The organism is Chitinophaga varians, assembly GCF_012641275.1.
GTDB classification, from domain to species: domain Bacteria; phylum Bacteroidota; class Bacteroidia; order Chitinophagales; family Chitinophagaceae; genus Chitinophaga; species Chitinophaga varians_A.
Genome location: NZ_JABAIA010000004.1, coordinates 848,270 through 866,989 on the forward strand (window position 1 = coordinate 848,270; position 18,720 = coordinate 866,989).

Consider the following 18,720-nt stretch of genomic DNA (forward strand, 5'->3'; position numbering starts at 1 on the left):
ATTGAAGTAGTAATTTATATCTCTACCATAGATTTTTGAGCACTTCCTTCAATTATTGTTTAGCTTAGTGTCTGTTTTGCTTCAAGCCACACAATAGTTAATTTCTGTAAAATATTGATAATCAATTTTAAAATAAAGACTAAAAGATGAATAATAAGATTAATTTAGCGCTTCAGATCCTGCCTTCCGTGCCTTCGGAGCAGGTATATGCCGTGGTGGACGAGGCCATTGCCGTGATTCATAACTCCGGTGTAAAATACAGGGTATGTCCATTTGAAACAGTAATGGAAGGCACCTATGATGAGCTGATGGAGGTGGTTCGCAAAACCCAGGAAGTATGTTTTAAAGCCGGTGCATCCCAATTGTTAGTGTATATAAAAATGCAGATAAAAAAAGATCAGGACGTAACGATCGAAGAAAAAACCGGTAAGTACGATTCTTGATATAATTAAATTTCATTATCTTTCTTGACAAACCAAAGACAGGACTTATGAGGTATGCCGCAACATTGGATGGGAACTCCAAAATCATTACAAATCTGATCATCATCATTACCCTGATCATCTTATGCCGGCAGATCACCGATGTAGACCATGAGGCAGTGAAGACCAGTATTTTGTTGATCATACTGATACCGGCTATCCTCGTGGCGGCCTGCCTGAGCCCCCGGTACTATAAAATTACGGCCGAGGGCCTGGTGATCCAGAGAGCGCTGTTTCCCATCACTATTCTCTTCGATGACATTGTGCGGCTGCGCAGCATCACGGAAGAAGAACTGGGCACCAGCAGCCGCATGCTGGGCATCGGCGGTATTTTCGGTTACCTGGGCACCTACCGCTCTGCCGAAATCGGCAAGTACCAGCGCTGGTGCACCAACCGCGAAAACCTGGTCCTGATCGAATCACAATCGCGGAAGTGGGTGATCAGCCCCTCCGCAGCAGACGACTTTGTAAAGACGATGAACGGTATCATCAATACCGCTAAATAAATTGCCCGCGGCCTGAAGGCTCCTGTCTTCAGGCCTGCCGGTTCCTCTGCGTGAAAAACCCGCACTCCTCCAGACCTCTACCCGCACCGGAAGCCAGCCTCCTGCATCCTGGACCGCTCTCAGAAACTACCTGTTCCATCTCCCGGTAAATTGATTTGGAACAATCGGTTTAAAATATTTAACTTCGTAGCATGCCAAGGAATAAGGAATTTGAGTACGAAGAAAAACTGGAAAAAGCCCGGGACCTCTTCTGGGAAAAGGGCTATCACGCCACTTCCATCCACGATATTGTGGACAGGATGGGACTGAACAGAAGCAGTGTATACAATTCCTACGGAAACAAACAGGCATTGTTTCTGAAATGTCTGGAAAACTATGCAGCCCTCAAAGCCGCCCAATACCGCCGTGCCGGCAAAAATGCACCCTCCGCTTTTGACGCTTTGGCGTTTACCATCCGGGATGTGGTGGAGCAAACCGTGACGGACAGAAAGGCCTGCCTGATCGTGCGGACGATCTTTGAACTCGGCAACGAAGAGCCTGTCATTTCATCGTTTATCAAAAAGAACGCGGAAGTGCTGGAGTCTATTTTCAGGGACCTGGTCATCAGGGCAAAAGCCGAAGGAGACCTGAAAAATGAAGCGGCTCCGGATATGCTTGCCAGTTATATACTCACATCGTGCAGCAGCTTCTATATGCGGTACGTCCTCACTGGCAGTAAAAAAGAAGTCAACGAAATGATCAATATTTTAATCAGCTCCCTGCGTAAATAATTTTTTTGCCTCATTTTGGAACGATCGGTTTAAAATAATCACAAAAAAACAGACATATGGAATCACTGACAACAAAGACTAAAGAGACAGTAGAAGCGTATTTGAACAACATGGCGTCCAAAAATTATCAGGCAAATGCCAGCCTGTTTGCTGACAATGTGGAATGGCGCATACCCGGCAACAAGGCAAAGGCGCCCTGGATCAGGGACCGCAATACCAAAGCAGAAGCCGTGGGTTTCTATGAGGAATTGTTCCGCTATGTCGAAGGCATTTCCTTCGAAATAACCGGCAAATTCTATGATGGCGACCAAGCTGTCGTAACCGGCCACCTGGTATCCCGCATGCTGAGCACCGGCAAATTGTTCGACAGCCTTTTCACCATCCAGGTAACCGTGACAGATGGACTGATCACCCGGTACATTTTACTGGAAGACAGTTATAACCTGGTGGAAGCATTGACAGCGTAAGTTCACGAAGGCTGGCCGCAAATGAGCACCGGTTAGCCTTCCTGTATTGCAAACAATGACCCTCTTGTACAGCGCTGCGTCGCCACAACAAATTTATCTCTGTTAATCTCCCCGTTATATTTCGTATAGCCCTCCACGGTACTTCTCTCTTAAAGCCTGCCAATAATAAATCATAGATTGTTAATCTACAGTAGTATATAATTAACATTAAATTTTATGTTTTAAAAAGACATAAATGCGGGCGAGTCGCATTGACTTTCGATTTTCCTTGCTGTATCTTTTCTTTTATTGCACATTTATAAAACCAAAGTCTAAACTAAACACCATGAGATCAATCCACACGTTGATGTTGGTGGTGGGCGCTTTCCTGTTATTACCCTGCTCTCATTTGCACGCCCAACCCCGTATGCTAAAAGGTCACGTGACAGCTGCCGGTACCAACACCGCCTTACCCGGCGTAACGGTCCAGATTAAAGGCGCCGCTCGCGGTACTACCACAGGCCCCGACGGCAGTTTCCGTATTGAAGCACCCGCTGGTCCCGGCATCCTCGTATTCAGCTTTATAGGGTACCTGGCACAGGAAGTGCCCATCGGCAGCCAGTCCACCATCGATGTAACCCTGCAACCCGATACCCGCAGTCTGGACCAGGTGGTAGTTACCGCCATGGGCATCAAAAAGGAAAAGCGGGCCATCGGTTATGCCATCCAGGACGTTTCGGGTGCTGACCTTGCACAGTCCAAACAGTCCAATGTGGTCAACGCCCTGCAGGGCAAAGTGGCCGGCGTTCAGATCTCCAGCGGCGGCGGCGCGCCCGGCCAGGGCTCGCGTATCCTCATCCGCGGCATCAACTCACTGGACCCTACCCGCGATAATCAGCCCCTTTTTGTTATCGATGGTATCACTATGGACAACAATACCTACACGGACATTGGCAACGCCGGCGGCGCCGACACCCGTGGCATGAGCAACCGCGCATCAGACATCAACCCCGATGACATTGAAAGCATCTCGGTATTGAAAGGTGGCGCTGCTACCGCCTTGTACGGCCTTCGCGCTGCCAGCGGAGCGGTGATCATCACCACCAAATCCGGCAAAGCCGGCCGTACCCGCGTGAGCTTCACTACTACCGCGGGCTTTGATAAGGTAGGCAAAACCCCTGATGTACAATTACAATACAGCCAGGGCAACAACGGCCTGTATGATAACCAGAGCTTCTGGCCCGCCTGGGGCCCCACAGTGGAAGAGGCCCGCAAACTGGATCCCAGCCATCCGGCTTCCCTGTACAATAACTACAAACAAGCCTATAACACCGGATCTCAATATCGCAACACACTGGCCATCAGCGGCGGCACTGAAAAAGTCGTATATACGGCATCGTTATCGCAGTTTAACCAGAACGGCGTTATCCCGTTCAGCAATTATCAGAACTACTCGGCCAGGGTGGGCGGAGATATCCGCTTCAGCGAAAAGGTGAAAATGGGCGTGTCCCTCAATTATATCAACTCTGGCGGTAACCGCGCCAACGCTGACCGCTACGGCGAACAGATGATCTACTGGTCGCCCCGCTGGAACATGCGGGACTATCTCAAACCCGACGGCACCCAACAGACCTATGGCGCTACAGACAACCCGATCTATACGCTGTACACCAACCGTTACGGAGATAACGTGAACCGCCTTATCGGAAATATCAACTTCACCTATTCTCCATTTAAATGGCTCGATATCCTATACCGTGCCGGCACCGATTTCTACACCGATAACCGCCGCCATACCGGCCCCGGTCCAAAAGGTATCACCGGGGAAGTGGTCAATACAGACAATGGGTTCGGTTTCGTGGACGAATACATGACCAACCAACGCTCCCTCAGCTCTACGCTCATCCTGAATTTCAAAAACCAGATCACGCCCAAACTCACGTCTGACCTGAAACTGGGACATGACCTGTTCGACCGGCATCTCAAACGCCTGGCCACAGAAGGGGACACCCTCGATATCCCCGATCTGCTGATCATGCAGAACGCCAAAAAAATCGTTTCCAATCAATACCTCGAAAACTATTATCTCATCGGGGTATTCGGCGACTGGACGTTGTCGTGGGACCGCTGGCTGTACCTTACGCTTTCCGGTCGTACAGACATCAGCTCCTCGCTGCCTGCCGGCCACAGGGCGTTCTTCTATCCGTCAGTGAGCATGTCTTATCTTTTTACCGAACACCTGAAGATACCGGAGAACGTGCTTTCCTACGGCAAAGTGCGCGCCTCATGGGCCAGGGTGGGTAAAGACGCGCTGCCTTACAATACCGGCTCCGGCTACATCCCGCTAACCGATGGCCCCATCGATAACAACGTGATCGGCTGGACCCGTGCCAACCGCTACGGCGATGCTCAATTGAAACCGGAATTCACCAATACCTTTGAGGCAGGCGCCGAACTGCGCTTCCTGCATGATCGTATAGGCGTTGACTTTGCCTGGTACACTTCCAAAAGCACTGATCTGCTGATTCCTGTGAAGTTATCCAGTGCTACCGGTTATGAAGATTTTTACACCAATGCAGGTTCCATTCGCAACACCGGCGTGGAAATAGCTTTTAATGCCACACCCATCAAAAAGACGAAGTTCCAGTGGGACGTACGCGTTAACTTTTCCGCTAACCATAATGAAGTATTAAGTTTAGGTAAAGGGCTTTCCGAAGTAGTGGTAGGCAACCAGTTTGGTTATGCAGGTTCTACTGCTACCATGAAATACATCCCCGGTTACCCGGTGGGGGCCATCTTTGGCACCAGTTACCAGCGTTATATGGGCGGACAGCCGGACAACAGCATCCTGATTGATTACAGCCGGCCTATACAGATCGCGGCCAGTGGCAGCCTGGCTGGCTTCCCGATGATCAATTCCAGCCAGAAATACCTGGGCAACTCCCAGCCCAAGTGGATTGGCGCTATCACCAACACCTTCAGCTACGGGCCACTCAGTCTTTCTGTATTGATAGACACCCGCCAGGGCGCTAAAAAATACAACCAGCTGGCCAATTTCATGTCTGCCTTCGGAGAATCGGCTATTACCGCAGACCGGTTCACCAGCAAGGTTTTCAACGGAGTGCTGCCCGACGGCACGCCCAACAGCCAGGTGGTGTACCTGCAGCAGGCCAAAGGGCCGGATGGCCGTAATTATGGCGGTGGCTTTTACCGCAACATCTATCGCGGGGTAACAGAAAACTTCGTGGAAAACGCCTCCTGGATACGGCTGCGTAATGTGAGCCTTTCATGGCAGCTGCCGCAGAAGTTCCTCTCACGCACCCACCTGATTTCAGCGGCCAGCCTCACTTTCACCGGTAATAACCTATGGCTGCATACGAAATACACCGGCTTCGATCCGGAGTCAAGCTCGCTGAACGCCGGCAGCAATATAGATGCCTTCGCCGGTTTCACGTACCCGACTACACGTAGTTATATGGCCTCTCTGAATGTTACCTTCTAAACCGATCGATCATGAAAAGTATACACACCATATTATATATAGCGTTGTTCGCCCTGCTTGCCACGGGTTGCAAAAAGGTGCTGGACATCAATGACAATCCCAATCAGGCGGTGGTGCCTCCTATGAACGGGCTGCTGGCGTCCACTACGTATTTTACTGCGTATAACCTGTACCGTACGGGCAACACCACGTCCTACTTTGTGCAATACCTGGCCTCGCCCAATGCCAACGGTGCCAGCGACACCTACGAAGTGACAGACTACACCAGTACCTGGAAAGCACTGTACGATAACATGACAGACCTGCATGACCTGATTGCCCAGGCCCGTAGTGCCGGCGCCGACTACCACGTAGGCGCGGCTGAAGTGATGATGGCCATCAATCTGGAATCGTTAAATGACATGTGGGGCGCGGTGCCTTACACACAGGCTTTTAATACCAGTTTCCTGCAACCGGCGTATACACCCGATGACAGCGTGTTCCTGCAATGTATCGCGTTGTTGGACGATGGTATTGCCCGCTTAAAAAGCACCACTTCCAAATATGAGCTGGACGCCACTAAAGATCTGATCCATAGCGGTAAGCCGGCTGCCTGGATCAAAACGGCCTATACCGTCAAAGCCAGGCTGCTGAACCATCTTACCCGTAAAGCCAACTATGACCCGGCGGCTGTGCTGGCGGCTCTCGCCAACGGCTATACGGACAATGCAGACGACGCGCAGTTGGTACGGTTCCAGTCCCTCAGTCCGTGGAACCAGGCCGCTGTGAACAACGTCAATAATCTACTCGACGGCTGGCTGAGCGCCCATTTCGTCAATGCGCTCAATGGCAATACCTTCGGCGTGTTTGATCCGCGGCTCCCGCTCATTACAGACACCACCCGTTTTGGTGACTACCGCGGCACCGTCAACGGCGCCGGCAGGGTGGGCTCGGGCACCAACCGTGAAGAATGTTACCTGTCGCAGAAAGGCTTCTATTCCAAACCCGGCGCCCCGCTGCTGGTGGCCACCAATGCGGAAGCGCGTTTCATACAGGCCGAAGCGGCTTTCCGCAGTGGCGACAAAACCCAGGCTTATCAGGCTTATCTGCAGGGTATCACCGTTAATATGAATAAGCTGGGTGTGGACGCTGCCCACCGGGATGCATACCTTGCTAACCCCGCGGTAGGCGTAGGCGCCGCCAATCTAACGCTGGCGCTTATACTAAAAGAGAAATATGTGGCGATGTTCCTGCACCCGGAGGCCTGGAGCGATGCCCGCCGGTATGATTACCAGTACAAGGATTTTAACCTGCCGGTCAACGCGCAACTGCCGACGTTTATCCGCAGGGTGGCTTATCCCGATTCCGAAAAAAGCCGCAACGGTGCCAATGTGCCGTCCGTAACACTAACCGATAAAATATGGTGGGACCGCTGATTGGCCCGCCAGGTATATTTTATATAAAGAGAGATGCCCGTCTGATATGTCAGGCGGGCATCTCTCTTTATCATATATGATTGGTTATCTGAAAACAAGATACGCTACGATCAATGTAAAGAACACGTTAAACAGCTGCGCAATAATAAACGCCATCGCGGGCCTGCCATTTTCCACTTTAAAGATATCGGTAAACTTTGTTTCAAGGCCGATACAGGTGAAGGCCAGGGCAAACCAGTAGGTCTGGATTTCCTTTAGCGAACCTTTAGCAGCGGCAACTACCGGCGACGGCAATACGAAGGAAAACAGGAGAGAGGCCACGATAAAACCCAGCACGAATTTGGGAAACCGTTCCCAGATAGTGCGCGCAGTAGGCTTCTCGTAGTTGGCCTTCTTTTTTGTGTATGACCAGTAAAGGGAGATGATAAACGCGGCCAGTCCAAGCAGCACATTCTGTGAGAATTTCACGATGGTGGCGTATTTCAGCGCTTCATCCCCCAGTTTGGTGCCTGCAGCCACTACGGCGCCGGACGTATCGATGGTGCCTCCCAGCCATGCGCCCGCCACGGCCGGCGACATGCCGGCCCATACCGCAATACCTGGCATGAACAGCATCATCGGGATGGCGACGATCATCACCAGGGAAATAACATGGGAGAGTTTTTTATTGTCGCCCTCTATGGCACCGGAAGTGGCAATAGCCGCCGATACACCGCAGATGGACACGGCGCTGGAAATCATCATCCGGAATTCATCGTCCAGCCCCAACATTTTACACAACCAGAAAGAGAAATACCAAACCGTGAATACTACCACCACTGACTGAAGAATACCAAGCATGCCTGCCTGTAAAATATCGCCAAAGATGATATTGGTGCCTAGCAGCACTAACCCTATCTTGATATACAGTTCCGTTTGCAGGGCCGGTTTCAGCCACTGCGGCAGCCCGATAAAATTGCTGATGAAAAGGCCCAGCAACAGGCTAAAGAGCACTACCTCGATGCCCAGGTCTTTAATGGCTTTATTGGCGGTGATGATTTGGGCCAGCAGCGAAATGAGCACGATGGCCAGTAGTCCGGACAATAATGCGGCAGGTTTGAAATCGCCTGCCAGGAACCGTGCCAGCAACAAGCTGCCTGCTACCCAGAGGAAGAGGGTGCCGATATGTATCAGGTTAGCGGTGTTTGTCAGCTGGTTCCATAGTTCAGTACCCGAAGACCAGCCGTATTTGGGAAGTGCCGGCTTTAGCCCGGCCACCACCAGCGTGATGGTGAGGAAGGCGATGATCACCGCAATCCAGTCTTCATGAATTTTCTTAGGTTGTAACATAGGTTAATAACTTATACGCACGTATGAATGCTAGTGAAAAAAGAGGTACCCCAAAAGGATAGCGGACAGCAGCCCGAAGAAGTCGGCTATCAGTCCGGCTGTCAGCGCATAGCGGGTATTTTTGATATTCACGGAGCCGAAATAAACGGCCAGTACATAAAAAGTGGTTTCCGTAGTGCCTTGTATCACGCTGGCCAGTTTACCCTGGAAAGAGTCCGCACCGTAGTTGGTCATCACTTCAATCATCAGGCCTCTGGCGCCTCCGCCGCTCAAGGGTTTCATCATGGCTACCGGTAATGCCGGTACGAAATCGGTGTTGAAGCCCATCCAGGAAAAGAGGCCGGCGATGGCGTTGATGAGGTAGTCCATGCAGCCTGTCGTGCGGAACACGCTGATGGCCACCAGGATGCCCACCAGGTAGGGGATGATCCTTACTGACACCTGAAACCCTTCTTTGGCCCCTTCTATAAAGTTATCATACACATTAATTTTTTTGACGATACCTGCTCCCAGGAAGAGAATAACGATCGAGAAGATGATACCACCCCCCAGATTGCTCATAGTAGGGCCGATTTTGTCCGCAGGCATATGCTTTACCCAGTAATAGAGGCCGGTCACCACCGCTGCAAAACCGCTCAGGAACACCAGTACAGGGAGTTTGAACAGGTTGATGCGCTGGTAGGCAGATACGGTGAACATACCTATAATAAACGCTATAAAGGTGGAAATCAGTGTGGGCACAAAAATATCAGCCGGATTGGCCGCCCCGGCGGCTTTACGGAGGGCGATCACCGATGTTGGGATCAGCACTACGCCGGCAGTGTTCAGTACCAGGAACATGATCTGCGGATTACTGGCTGTGTCCGGTTTATCGTTCAGCTCCTGTAACTCTTTCATGGCTTTAAGGCCCATGGGCGTGGCGGCATTGTCGAGCCCCAGCATACTGGCGGAGAAGTTCATCATCATAGAACCCATGGCCGGGTGGCCTTTCGGCACCTGGGGGAAGAGTTTGGAGAAAAAAGGATAAACCAGTTTGGAGAAGCGGTTGATCATGCCGGCAGCCTCGCCCACTTTCATAATACCGAGCCAGAGCGTCATAATGCCGGCCAGTCCAATGGAGATCTCCGCCCCGGTTTTGGCGCTGGCGAGCATACCATTCATAATATCGCCAAAAATAGCTGTATCCTGTAAAAACACCGACTTGAAAACTGCTACTACAAAAGCTATCAGGAAAAAGCCCAGCCAAACGTAGTTTAATGCCATTAGATTATTGGTTTATTCTGGCAACAAATAAACTAAAATAAACTTATCTTTGCGCAAATTTTAAAAAATGGCTTTGCAAGTTGGAATTGTAGGATTGCCGAATGTAGGGAAATCGACATTATTTAACGCGGTGAGTAACAGCGCTAAGGCGCAGGCCAGCAACTACCGCTTCTGTACCATAGAACCGAACGTAGGACAGGTGGACGTGCCTGACAACCGTATGGACAAACTGGCTGAGCTGGTGCAACCCCAGCGCACCGTACCTACCACCATCGAGTTTGTGGACATCGCCGGACTGGTGAAAGGCGCCAGCAAAGGCGAAGGTCTCGGTAATAAATTCCTGGCCAATATCCGCGAGGTGGACGCCATCGTGCACGTGATCCGCTGCTTCGAAGATGAAAACATCCTCCGCGAAGAAGGCGCCATCAACCCGGTGAGCGACAAGGAAATCATTGACACTGAATTGCAGCTGAAAGACCTCGAAAGCGTGGAACGTAAAGTTGCCCGTACTGAGAAAATGGCTAAAACCGGTGGCGATGCCAAAGCGAAAGCGGAATTTGAAGTGCTGAAAAGATGCCAGGAACACCTGGAGAAAGGCCGCAATATCCGCGAACTGGGCCTGAGCAAAGAAGAACGCGTTGCTATCGCCGACCTGTTCCTGCTCACGGAAAAACCAGTGCTGTACGTAGCCAACGTAGACGAAGCGTCTCTTCATACCGGCAACAAATACTCCGAAGCCCTGAAAGAAGGGGTGAAAGCGGAAAACGCCGAAGTGATCGTGATGAACAATACCATCGAAGCGCAGATCTCTGAAATGGAAGACCCGTCCGACAAGGAAATGTTCCTCTCTGAATACGGTCTTACCGAACCAGGCCTCAACCGCCTGATCCGCTCCGCTTATAACCTGCTGGACCTGATCACTTACTTCACTGCCGGTGTGCAGGAAGTGCGTGCCTGGACCATCCACAAAGGCTGGAAAGCACCACAGGCCGCCAGCGTGATCCACACCGACTTCGAAAAAGGTTTCATCAAAGCCGAAGTAATAGCTTACGACGACTATGTAAAATATGGCTCTGAATCCGCTGCCCGTGACAACGGCCGTCTGCGGATTGAAGGCAAGGAATACATCGTGGCCGACGGCGACGTCATGCATTTCCGTTTCAACGTGTAATCATTTCCGTTACAATAATCCTTTCATGATATTCAAATGCATGGAGGTTACAACAAAACCGGGAGCGTCTCAATAAAATGAGACGCTCTTTTTTTTTGAAAGATGATCGACGTTAAAAATCGTATCATTACAATAAACAGGTTGACATGAAATTAAAACTGCAGTCAGTTTTAGTCTACATCTGCATATTAATTAGTCTTTTGGGGTTATTATATCTTTTGTCTGACGCTGTGCTGATAAGGACAAATACCCGTTATACAGTCGGAGAAACACTAGGCAGGTCATACGGACGTTACGCTACGATGCATTTTAAATATCGTGTTAACGGTGTTGAATATACGGGTGCTACTGGCAATAATCCCACGGCACAAGCGGCGGGAGGACGTTACCTGGTGAAATTTAATGTCTGGCTCCCGAGCGTCAGCACCATGTATTTTGATTATCAACTGAAGGACAGTACCACTGCCGTCCCTGACAGCGGATGGATGACCCGCCCTTCAGATATATGGGTTAAATAATACTGCAAAAACAAAAAGCGGTTGCCGGGATACTACTTAACCGCTTTTCTTATCATGTGCCTTGTGGCTTCGTTTGGTGTCAACTGGTGCGAACAACGTGCCAGACTGGTTTCTGTGGCATAGCAAAAAAACTGTTGAAAAAAATTTACTTGGGGAGTACAACTTATTTATTAGTTTAGCTCACTATTTTAATGTTAGCTCATGCGATTAGTCAGGAATGTAAAACTGTTTTTCCGGGAAGGAAACTCGGACAAAACATATGAAATAGACCTTTGTGAAGTTGGCCCGGAACAATATACTGTTAACTTTAGATACGGAAAACGCTTCGGAACCCTGAAAGAAGGCACCAAGACTGTAACCCCCGTAGCGCTTGCAGCCGCCACCACCATCTTTGACGCCCTGGAAAAGGAAAAGCGCAGCAAAGGTTATCTCGGTGAGCAGGAAGCTGTGCAGGACCTTTCTTTTGTACCAGTAGATACTTCCGTAGTGGCCGATCCACAAGATGCCGCTATTCTCAAAAGGTTGCAGGGCGCACTGGAAAATAAGCCCGCGTATAAAACTGCCTGGAAAACATCGCGTGTGATCTGGAAAGCAGGTGAACGTAAGCTCAAGGAAGCGGTCCCTTATCTGATCAAACTGATGGAAAGGGGAGATGCTATGCAGCGTTATACCGCGCTCTGGGCCCTCGGCAGATGTGCCGATCCCGCTGCGGTCCCGGTACTGCGTTCCTATGCAGATAACGGCTCCTATGCGCAGAACATCCGGATGCTGGCCGCCAATGGCCTGCTACTGACGCTTCCCGAAGAGGAGCGCAACGCGCATATACAGAGCCATTTCCACCGCCTGCCGGAATCATTGCAGCAAACCATCGCCGGTGATAATGCCCAGGCCATCTTCGACGAGGTACAGCAGCTGGTCATGGTCAAATCAGAACTCAACTACCCGATGCTGGAAGACCTGTATATCGTGGCGTATAACAATAAGGCCGTCAGGGACGCTATCATCGGCTTCCTGGTCCATATGCCTTTACGCCCCAGCCACTTCCAGCATATACGCCATATTTTCAAACAGGCCGAACTGCGCGACGATCAGGGAATCGTAGGTACGCTGGCCGTCAGGTTTGAAAGGGAACTGCCAATGTTCAACCATCCCGGCAAACGACTGGACTATGATGGAAACGAATATCATCCCAATGTGTTCGTGCCGGAGTTGCAGGAGACTTTTAAAATAGCCAGGGAAATAAAAAAGCCGGGATCCCGCCTCGCTTATTCCAACAAAACAAGAAACTACCTGAGACGCAGGGTACTCCGTAACCTGCGCGCAGCGGGCAAAAGAGGCGATATGGAATATGTACGCCTCGCCACCGCCATGCTGCTGCAATACGAAGAGCAGCGTGATGCCAGGCAGGAATATCAAGTCAAACAATACAGCTGGGTCAATGGCCGCTATACCACCTGGTATAAGCAGTATCCGGCCCATGCGCAGGCCGTATTCCTCAACTATATTCTGCGGGGAAACAATCCTGATTTGAAGCTGGACTCCAACGGTACGGCATGGTGTTTCCAGGTGGACAGAAATGAAAAAGGTGAGATTACGCGTGAAGCGACGATGCTCCGCGACCACCCCGATACCGTGAAAGCACAGCAAAAAGGAACGCTGTTACAGAAACTGTTCGGCTGGCTGGGCGGGGAGAAACAAACGCCGGCACCCGGTGTGGTACCGCCCACTTATCAGCCGGAAACCGCTCCTGCGGCGCCGGCCAGCGAGGTGCCTTACCTGGAGTTATGGCGACAGATGCCACAGGCGTTTGTGCAGCTGCTGATCGCCGGTAGAATGGAAGTGGTGCATCTCTTTGCCATGGAGCAATTGAAATCGCACCCCGAATACGCAGACCTGAAAGCCAAAATGGATGAGCAAACGATCTACTATCTGCTGATCAGCCATTTTAATGTTCCCGCGCTCTTCGGCCTGGAACTGGCAAAAGAAAAATATAACCCGGCCAACCTATCGTTCTTCCTGTTGTACGCCGTTACCATGAGCCCTCTGGAAGTGGCCAGGGTACAGGGCCTCGACTGGGTAGACCAAAACAAGGCTGCCTGCTTCGGGGACGCGGATTTCCTGATGCGGATGATATTTAATCCGTATAAGGATGTCCGTAATTATGTACGGCAACAACTGACACCGGAACATCTGCCCATCGACAAGGCACGCGCACTCGTCGGTAAGGCGATTGCCGCATTGCTGGCGTCCAACAATCTGGCAGATGATGTGAACCAGAACCTCAACGATGGTTGCCAGATCCTGGAACATTTCTGCGCCGATGCCCTGCGTGAAGTGGACATGAAAGTGATCACTGACCTTATGAACTCACCCACACCGGCCTGCCAGGCTTTTGGCGTGCGTCTGATGGTGATGAAACAAGGACAGCTGAATTTTGCAGAACTGTCAGACCAGCTGCTGCGTAACCTGGTGGCCAGCCAGCATGCTTCGGTAAGAATGGCCGGCATGTCTGTCCTGAAAGCGATGCCGGAAGCGGAACTGTTGCGCAGGGCAGAGGTGTTGCTCGATATCGTGCTGGCACCGTATGCGGACGTACGAAAAGAAATACGCCCGCTGATAGCCTCTCTGGTAGCGAAAGACAGCCGCCTGGCCGTGTATCTGGTCAACGAGCTGGTGCCGCGCCTCATGCGCAAGGAAACCTCAGAAGGTATCCACGATGATATCGCTGCTATCCTGAGCCATGAGCTGGTAGGGCATCTGCAGGACGTAGACACCGCTACCGCATTACGTTTACTGTATGCCAACTATCGCGCTGCACAGGAATTTGGCGTGGTAGTATTGAATAAATACATCCCGGCAGAAGCGCTGACCGTTAAACAGGTGATTGCTGCCGGCAGCCACGAACTGCTGGCGGTGCGTGAATGGAGCTGGGGCTTCTTTAACCGGCATGCCGCCCGTATGCGCTATGAGCGCGACGCGGCCATCGGCCTGCTGGACGCTAAATGGGACGATACCCGCCGTTTTGCGCAGGAGTTTTTCCGCACGCAGTTCTCCGAAAATGACTGGACGCCGGAAACCCTCGTGGCCATCGCCGACAGCGTGCGCCCGGACATTCAGGCCTTCGGCCGTGAAATGCTGACGCGTTTCTTCAAAGATGCAGACGGACCGTCTTATCTGCTGAAACTGAGCCAGCATCCGAGCGTGGCCATGCAGGTTTTTGCCACCAATTACCTGGCAGCCTATGCTACCGACAATCTGGAGTACCTGCGCAGTATGGAGCATTATTTCCGTTCTGTGCTGAGCCGTGTCAACAAAGCCAGGGTAGCCAAAGAGCGTATCTTTAACCTGTTGGAGAAAGAAGCCTTGAAGTCTGCCGAAGCAGCTGCTTACATCGGAGAGATCATCGCTCATATATCCGCTACCGTGTCTATTGCTGACAAGGCACGCTGCATACAGATCATGCGCGATATACAGCAACAGTTCGATATTGCACTGCCAATAACGTTAATGCCCGTACGAACCCAAACGATTTAGAAATTTGGTTATTTAGTTATTTTGGGATTTTGAAAGAATACCATCTTTCAATGATGAAATAACCAAATAACAAAATCTGAAAATAGATTTATGTTATTCAATTACAGATATAGCGGCAACTCACAGGTGTACAGCAATGCTACATCTGCCGGTATTTCCTTTGCCCCGGACACCCGCCGTGACCCGACCTTTTTTGTTGGAAAACTCCATAAAAAAATCGCTTTCCGCGAAGCCATATCTGCACTGCATGATGTAGTGGTGTCGGACCTGCGTTTTAAACCCAAAGATAAAACCGCCTATAAGGAATGGGCAGCCCAGCAGGAGTCTGTATGGCTGGCGGAACATATGAACGGTTACGACGGAGAAGCTGCCAACCAACGGATTGCCGCGCTCTCCGAAAGCCTGAAGGAGGTAAGTGCAGAGAAGGATAAAGTAATGGGCCCTTTTTACAACGCCCGTAAAAAATATTTTGATTATCTGTACCAGAAAGACCGGGATGCCTGGTTTGTACTGGACCCGGTGATCACGGTGCATCCGGATGAAATGTTCTTCGAATGTTTTAGCCAGGATGAATCTACCTATGGTAAACTGAGCGCCAGCTATAACGTTTTCAAGGAAGTGAATGAGTTCGGGTGCGGTACTACCAACATCGACTATTCCGCTGCTTTGTATGACGAGTTCCAGAAAATCCGGGACTATAAGGAAACAGATTTTAAAGTAGACCCGGGAGGTTTTCAGATACAGACTTCGCAGGAAGAAATGTACCATGAAGTGAAAATCGATCTGCCGGACAGCTGGGTGAGAGGCTTTTTACAGGTAAGTTCCGCTATGACGCTGCCTGCCGCCACCTTCGACCTGCACCCGATGGATGTATATAATTTCTGCCTGTGGCTGCGCCGTTTCAAGGAAAAGAGCGGTCCGCGTTCCATCCGTTTTAAATTGGAGCCGGGCAAACCTGTGCGGGCGGTATTTGAACCATGGAACCACGAAATCGTGTGTGCGAGATCGATATACAAGGGCGGTCAAAGCCGTGAAATCAGGATATGGGGCAGAAGGAGACTGTTGATACTGGAACGCCTGGTCCCTATTGCCAAAAAATTCACTGTGCATCTTATCGGCAACGGTCTGCCGTCTTTCTACGTCGCAGACCTGGGGGATATGCAATTTACCCTCGGGCTCTCCGGCTGGACGGCCAATGACTGGTCACGTGCCGGTCAGTTTGACTTGATGGCGCCTCGTGCCATTGTGGAAGACAGCGCCAAACTGAAAGTGTTTGCCGACCTGCAAACCCGCTGGATGGCCAAACCGGAGACCATCGCTGCTGCCACAGGGCTGGACAAAGCCACTGTACTGGGCGCGCTGGGTATCTATACGCAAGCCGGCAAAGTGATCTTTGACCTGCATAGCGGCATGTACCGCCTGCGGGAACTGAGCCGCGACCCGCTGCCGCTGGAATCCCTGCGGTTTGCCAACCCGCTGGAAGCAGAAGCGTCGCAGCTGGTGCAGGAAAAACGGGTGACTTTCACCGCCCAGGACATTCCCGGTACCGGCATACAGTTGAAAGGAAATGTAAAAAGCACACATCGTGTATACCATCCCGTTATTGTCATCGATAATGATGAAAGACTCAGCGATGCACATTGCGATTGTAGTTTTTATAACACTAACAAGTTGTACAAAGGGCCGTGCGAACACATGCTGGCACTGCGTATGACGCATGCTGAAAATAATTCTGCACAATAAAATTTTATTTTTCAGAATTATTTTCTAACTTGCCTGCTCGTTAATAAACACAGATCTTTGTAAAGAGGAATTGATTGCACTTGCGCCCGTAAAAGGGACGAATGATGTTTCGTCATTCAGGTATCATGACTATACATGCTTCACTAAATGCAATCTTTACTTTGGGAGGGGCGTACCTATAGCGAATTTACGGTACAAGCCCCGGGGGCTGAAATTCACTATAGGTACGCCCCTCCCTGGAGTTGATTGATTTAGTCAATGGCTTGCACGAAGGCCTTTTCCTCTTTACAAAATCCTGTTTCTCTTCGCGTCAGGCATGGCTTCCGCAGCCGCTTCAAAGCCGGACCTTTTTACTCCGCTTCAGTTTAGCTGCTAAACATTCATTAAAAAAGTAAACGCCAACACTATGGCCGAAGGCTTAACCCGTCAACAGCTGTACGACAGAATCCGTGCATCCTCCAAAGAGGAATTTATACTGGAAGAAATGACCCGTCTGGGTTTCTGGGCACGTAATACCACCCAGCCATCCTTACCGGAAACACTGATACGCAAGGAAGGAGAACTGCGCCGCGAATTGAATGAACTGCTGGCCGAAAAACAAAAATACCGCAACAAGGAAAGAATGCTGGCAGACATGCGCAAAGAACGCATGGCCAAAGCAAAACTGAAACGCGCGGAGACAAAAAAACGCAACGAAGAAAAAAGAAAAGCCCGCGCTGAAGCCTGGGCAGAGAAAAAGAAGTCCGATATCATCTACCTCGGTGAGGAAGTTTCCGCCGGCCTTAATAAAATTGCACCTGATGAAACACAGCTGGCCAAATTCGGCCTGCCGGTGTTCAAAGATGCTACAGCCCTGGCAGCCGCTATGGGCATCACCCTCGGTAAACTGCGCTTCCTGGCGTTCAACCGGAAGGTGGCGCACACTTCGCACTATCAACGTTTCCAGATTGCCAAGAAATCAGGTGGCACCCGCGTTATCTCAGCGCCTATGCCGCAACTGAAAGCCGCGCAACACTGGATACTGGAGAACATTCTCTATAAAATCAAAAACAGCGATGCTGCCCATGGTTTCGTACCCGGCAAATCCATCGTTACCAACGCCGCACCGCACGTTGGCCAGGACATCGTCATTAATATCGACCTGCGGGACTTTTTCCCTTCCGTTCCCTACAAAAGGGTGAAAGGCCTTTTCTGTAAACTGGGATACGCAGAGCAGGTGGCTACCATCCTGGGCCTCATCTGCACCGAACCGGAAGTGGATGAGATCCTGCTAGACAACCGTAAATACTATGTGGCCAAAACGGAAAGGCACCTGCCGCAGGGAGCGCCTACCAGCCCGGCACTCACGAACCTGATCTGCTTCAAACTGGACCGCCGTTTTGAGGGGCTGGCCGCTAAATACGGTTACGCTTACACGCGATATGCGGACGATATGACTTTCTCCGCTAAAGGCGAGGCTGCCGATAAAGCCGGACAGCTGCTCTGGTCAGTGAAACAGGTGGTAAAAGAAGAAGGCTTCACCATTCATCCGGACAAACTGAAGGTGATGCGCCGCGGCGACAAAAGAGAGGTGACCGGCATCGTTGTCAATGAAAAAATCAGCCTTGACCGTGATACGCTGCGTAAGTTCCGTGCGTTGCTGCATCAGATCTCCAAAACCGGCCTGGCAGGCAAACGCTGGGGCAAAGGCAAAAATATTATTAGCAGCATGGAAGGTTTCGCCAACTACGTATACATGGTGAAACCGGAACAGGGCGCTAAGCTGAAGGAAACACTGGCGCTGCTGCTGCAAAGGGAAGACATCAAGGCGGAAGCCCGTAACCTCTGGACCACCGGCTCTACGTCGCCTGCGTCCGCTGATACGCCTGCATCGGCTGATAAACCTTCTACGGCCCAACATCCGGAAGGTATTCCCATCGTAAAAGACACACCGGCGGCTACTAATAAGCCAGATAAGCCATGGTGGGATGTGCTATAGGAGATCACACATTAATCATAAAAAAGCCTGCGCTGGACACAGCGCAGGCTTTTTTATGTGGTG

General features: G+C 50.8%; 13 protein-coding genes. 11 read left to right on the top strand and 2 right to left on the bottom strand.

Features of this window, described 5'->3' with window-relative positions; genetic code table 11:
* The first annotated feature begins 146 nt into the window (after positions 1-146).
* From HGH92_RS32820 to HGH92_RS32845, 6 genes are all read left to right on the top strand, one after another.
* Complete coding sequence (locus tag HGH92_RS32820; RefSeq protein WP_168875058.1) at positions 147-443, top strand: MTH1187 family thiamine-binding protein; 297 nt, start codon at positions 147-149, stop codon at positions 441-443.
* A 47-nt stretch (positions 444-490) separates the two neighbouring features.
* Entirely contained in the window at positions 491-988 is a 498-nt protein-coding gene (locus HGH92_RS32825) for a PH domain-containing protein (protein WP_168875059.1), read from the top strand.
* Positions 989-1,179: 191 nt separating this feature from the next.
* Positions 1,180-1,758: a TetR/AcrR family transcriptional regulator gene (locus HGH92_RS32830; protein ID WP_168875060.1), complete on the top strand. Its 579-nt coding sequence runs from the start codon at positions 1,180-1,182 to the stop codon at positions 1,756-1,758.
* Positions 1,759-1,814: 56 nt separating this feature from the next.
* The gene (locus HGH92_RS32835) at positions 1,815-2,225 is read left to right on the top strand and encodes a nuclear transport factor 2 family protein (RefSeq protein WP_168875061.1); all 411 of its coding nucleotides are present in this window, start codon (positions 1,815-1,817) and stop codon (positions 2,223-2,225) included.
* Positions 2,226-2,550: 325 nt separating this feature from the next.
* On the top strand, positions 2,551-5,706 hold the full coding sequence (locus tag HGH92_RS32840) for a SusC/RagA family TonB-linked outer membrane protein (RefSeq protein WP_168875062.1): 3,156 nt from the start codon (positions 2,551-2,553) through the stop codon (positions 5,704-5,706).
* An 11-nt stretch (positions 5,707-5,717) separates the two neighbouring features.
* Complete coding sequence (locus tag HGH92_RS32845) at positions 5,718-7,121, top strand: SusD/RagB family nutrient-binding outer membrane lipoprotein (RefSeq protein ID WP_168875063.1); 1,404 nt, start codon at positions 5,718-5,720, stop codon at positions 7,119-7,121.
* Positions 7,122-7,205: 84 nt separating this feature from the next.
* Here HGH92_RS32845 and HGH92_RS32850 read toward each other — a convergent pair whose 3' ends face one another.
* Positions 7,206-8,450, bottom strand: coding sequence for a YeiH family protein (locus HGH92_RS32850; protein ID WP_168875064.1), 1,245 nt, complete (start codon positions 8,448-8,450; stop codon positions 7,206-7,208).
* A gap of 30 nt (positions 8,451-8,480) precedes the next feature.
* Positions 8,481-9,713: a nucleoside recognition domain-containing protein gene (locus HGH92_RS32855; RefSeq protein ID WP_168875065.1), complete on the bottom strand. Its 1,233-nt coding sequence runs from the start codon at positions 9,711-9,713 to the stop codon at positions 8,481-8,483.
* Between the two features lie 67 nt (positions 9,714-9,780).
* Between HGH92_RS32855 and ychF the strand changes: the two genes are divergently transcribed.
* The 5 genes from ychF to HGH92_RS32880 all read left to right on the top strand — a co-directional run bounded on the left by ychF (position 9,781) and on the right by HGH92_RS32880 (position 18,657).
* On the top strand, positions 9,781-10,884 hold the full coding sequence (gene ychF, locus HGH92_RS32860; protein WP_168875066.1) for a redox-regulated ATPase YchF: 1,104 nt from the start codon (positions 9,781-9,783) through the stop codon (positions 10,882-10,884).
* Positions 10,885-11,030: 146 nt separating this feature from the next.
* Positions 11,031-11,402 carry a hypothetical protein gene (locus HGH92_RS32865; RefSeq protein ID WP_168875067.1) on the top strand — a complete coding sequence of 124 codons (372 nt, stop codon included), beginning with the start codon at positions 11,031-11,033 and terminating at the stop codon, positions 11,400-11,402.
* 201 nt (positions 11,403-11,603) lie between these two features.
* Positions 11,604-14,936, top strand: coding sequence for a HEAT repeat domain-containing protein (locus tag HGH92_RS32870; RefSeq protein WP_168875068.1), 3,333 nt, complete (start codon positions 11,604-11,606; stop codon positions 14,934-14,936).
* Between the two features lie 90 nt (positions 14,937-15,026).
* Positions 15,027-16,679 carry an SWIM zinc finger family protein gene (locus HGH92_RS32875; protein WP_168875069.1) on the top strand — a complete coding sequence of 551 codons (1,653 nt, stop codon included), beginning with the start codon at positions 15,027-15,029 and terminating at the stop codon, positions 16,677-16,679.
* A gap of 406 nt (positions 16,680-17,085) precedes the next feature.
* A complete protein-coding gene (locus HGH92_RS32880; RefSeq protein WP_168875070.1) occupies positions 17,086-18,657 on the top strand; it encodes a reverse transcriptase domain-containing protein in 1,572 nt (523 codons plus the stop codon).
* Positions 18,658-18,720 lie beyond the last annotated feature (63 nt).

Bases quoted from the DNA above. Each gene is read 5' to 3' on its own strand.
- HGH92_RS32840 (WP_168875062.1), top strand. From the start codon at position 2,551: ATGAGATCAATCCACACGTTGATGTTGGTGGTGGGCGCTTTCCTGTTA.
- HGH92_RS32865 (WP_168875067.1), top strand. From the start codon at position 11,031: ATGAAATTAAAACTGCAGTCAGTTTTAGTCTACATCTGCATATTAATT.
- HGH92_RS32875 (WP_168875069.1), top strand. From the start codon at position 15,027: ATGTTATTCAATTACAGATATAGCGGCAACTCACAGGTGTACAGCAAT.
- HGH92_RS32825 (WP_168875059.1), top strand. From the start codon at position 491: ATGAGGTATGCCGCAACATTGGATGGGAACTCCAAAATCATTACAAAT.
- HGH92_RS32880 (WP_168875070.1), top strand. From the start codon at position 17,086: ATGGCCGAAGGCTTAACCCGTCAACAGCTGTACGACAGAATCCGTGCA.
- HGH92_RS32820 (WP_168875058.1), top strand. From the start codon at position 147: ATGAATAATAAGATTAATTTAGCGCTTCAGATCCTGCCTTCCGTGCCT.
- HGH92_RS32870 (WP_168875068.1), top strand. From the start codon at position 11,604: ATGCGATTAGTCAGGAATGTAAAACTGTTTTTCCGGGAAGGAAACTCG.
- HGH92_RS32835 (WP_168875061.1), top strand. From the start codon at position 1,815: ATGGAATCACTGACAACAAAGACTAAAGAGACAGTAGAAGCGTATTTG.
- HGH92_RS32830 (WP_168875060.1), top strand. From the start codon at position 1,180: ATGCCAAGGAATAAGGAATTTGAGTACGAAGAAAAACTGGAAAAAGCC.
- HGH92_RS32850 (WP_168875064.1), bottom strand. From the start codon at position 8,450: ATGTTACAACCTAAGAAAATTCATGAAGACTGGATTGCGGTGATCATC.
- ychF (WP_168875066.1), top strand. From the start codon at position 9,781: ATGGCTTTGCAAGTTGGAATTGTAGGATTGCCGAATGTAGGGAAATCG.
- HGH92_RS32845 (WP_168875063.1), top strand. From the start codon at position 5,718: ATGAAAAGTATACACACCATATTATATATAGCGTTGTTCGCCCTGCTT.
- HGH92_RS32855 (WP_168875065.1), bottom strand. From the start codon at position 9,713: ATGGCATTAAACTACGTTTGGCTGGGCTTTTTCCTGATAGCTTTTGTA.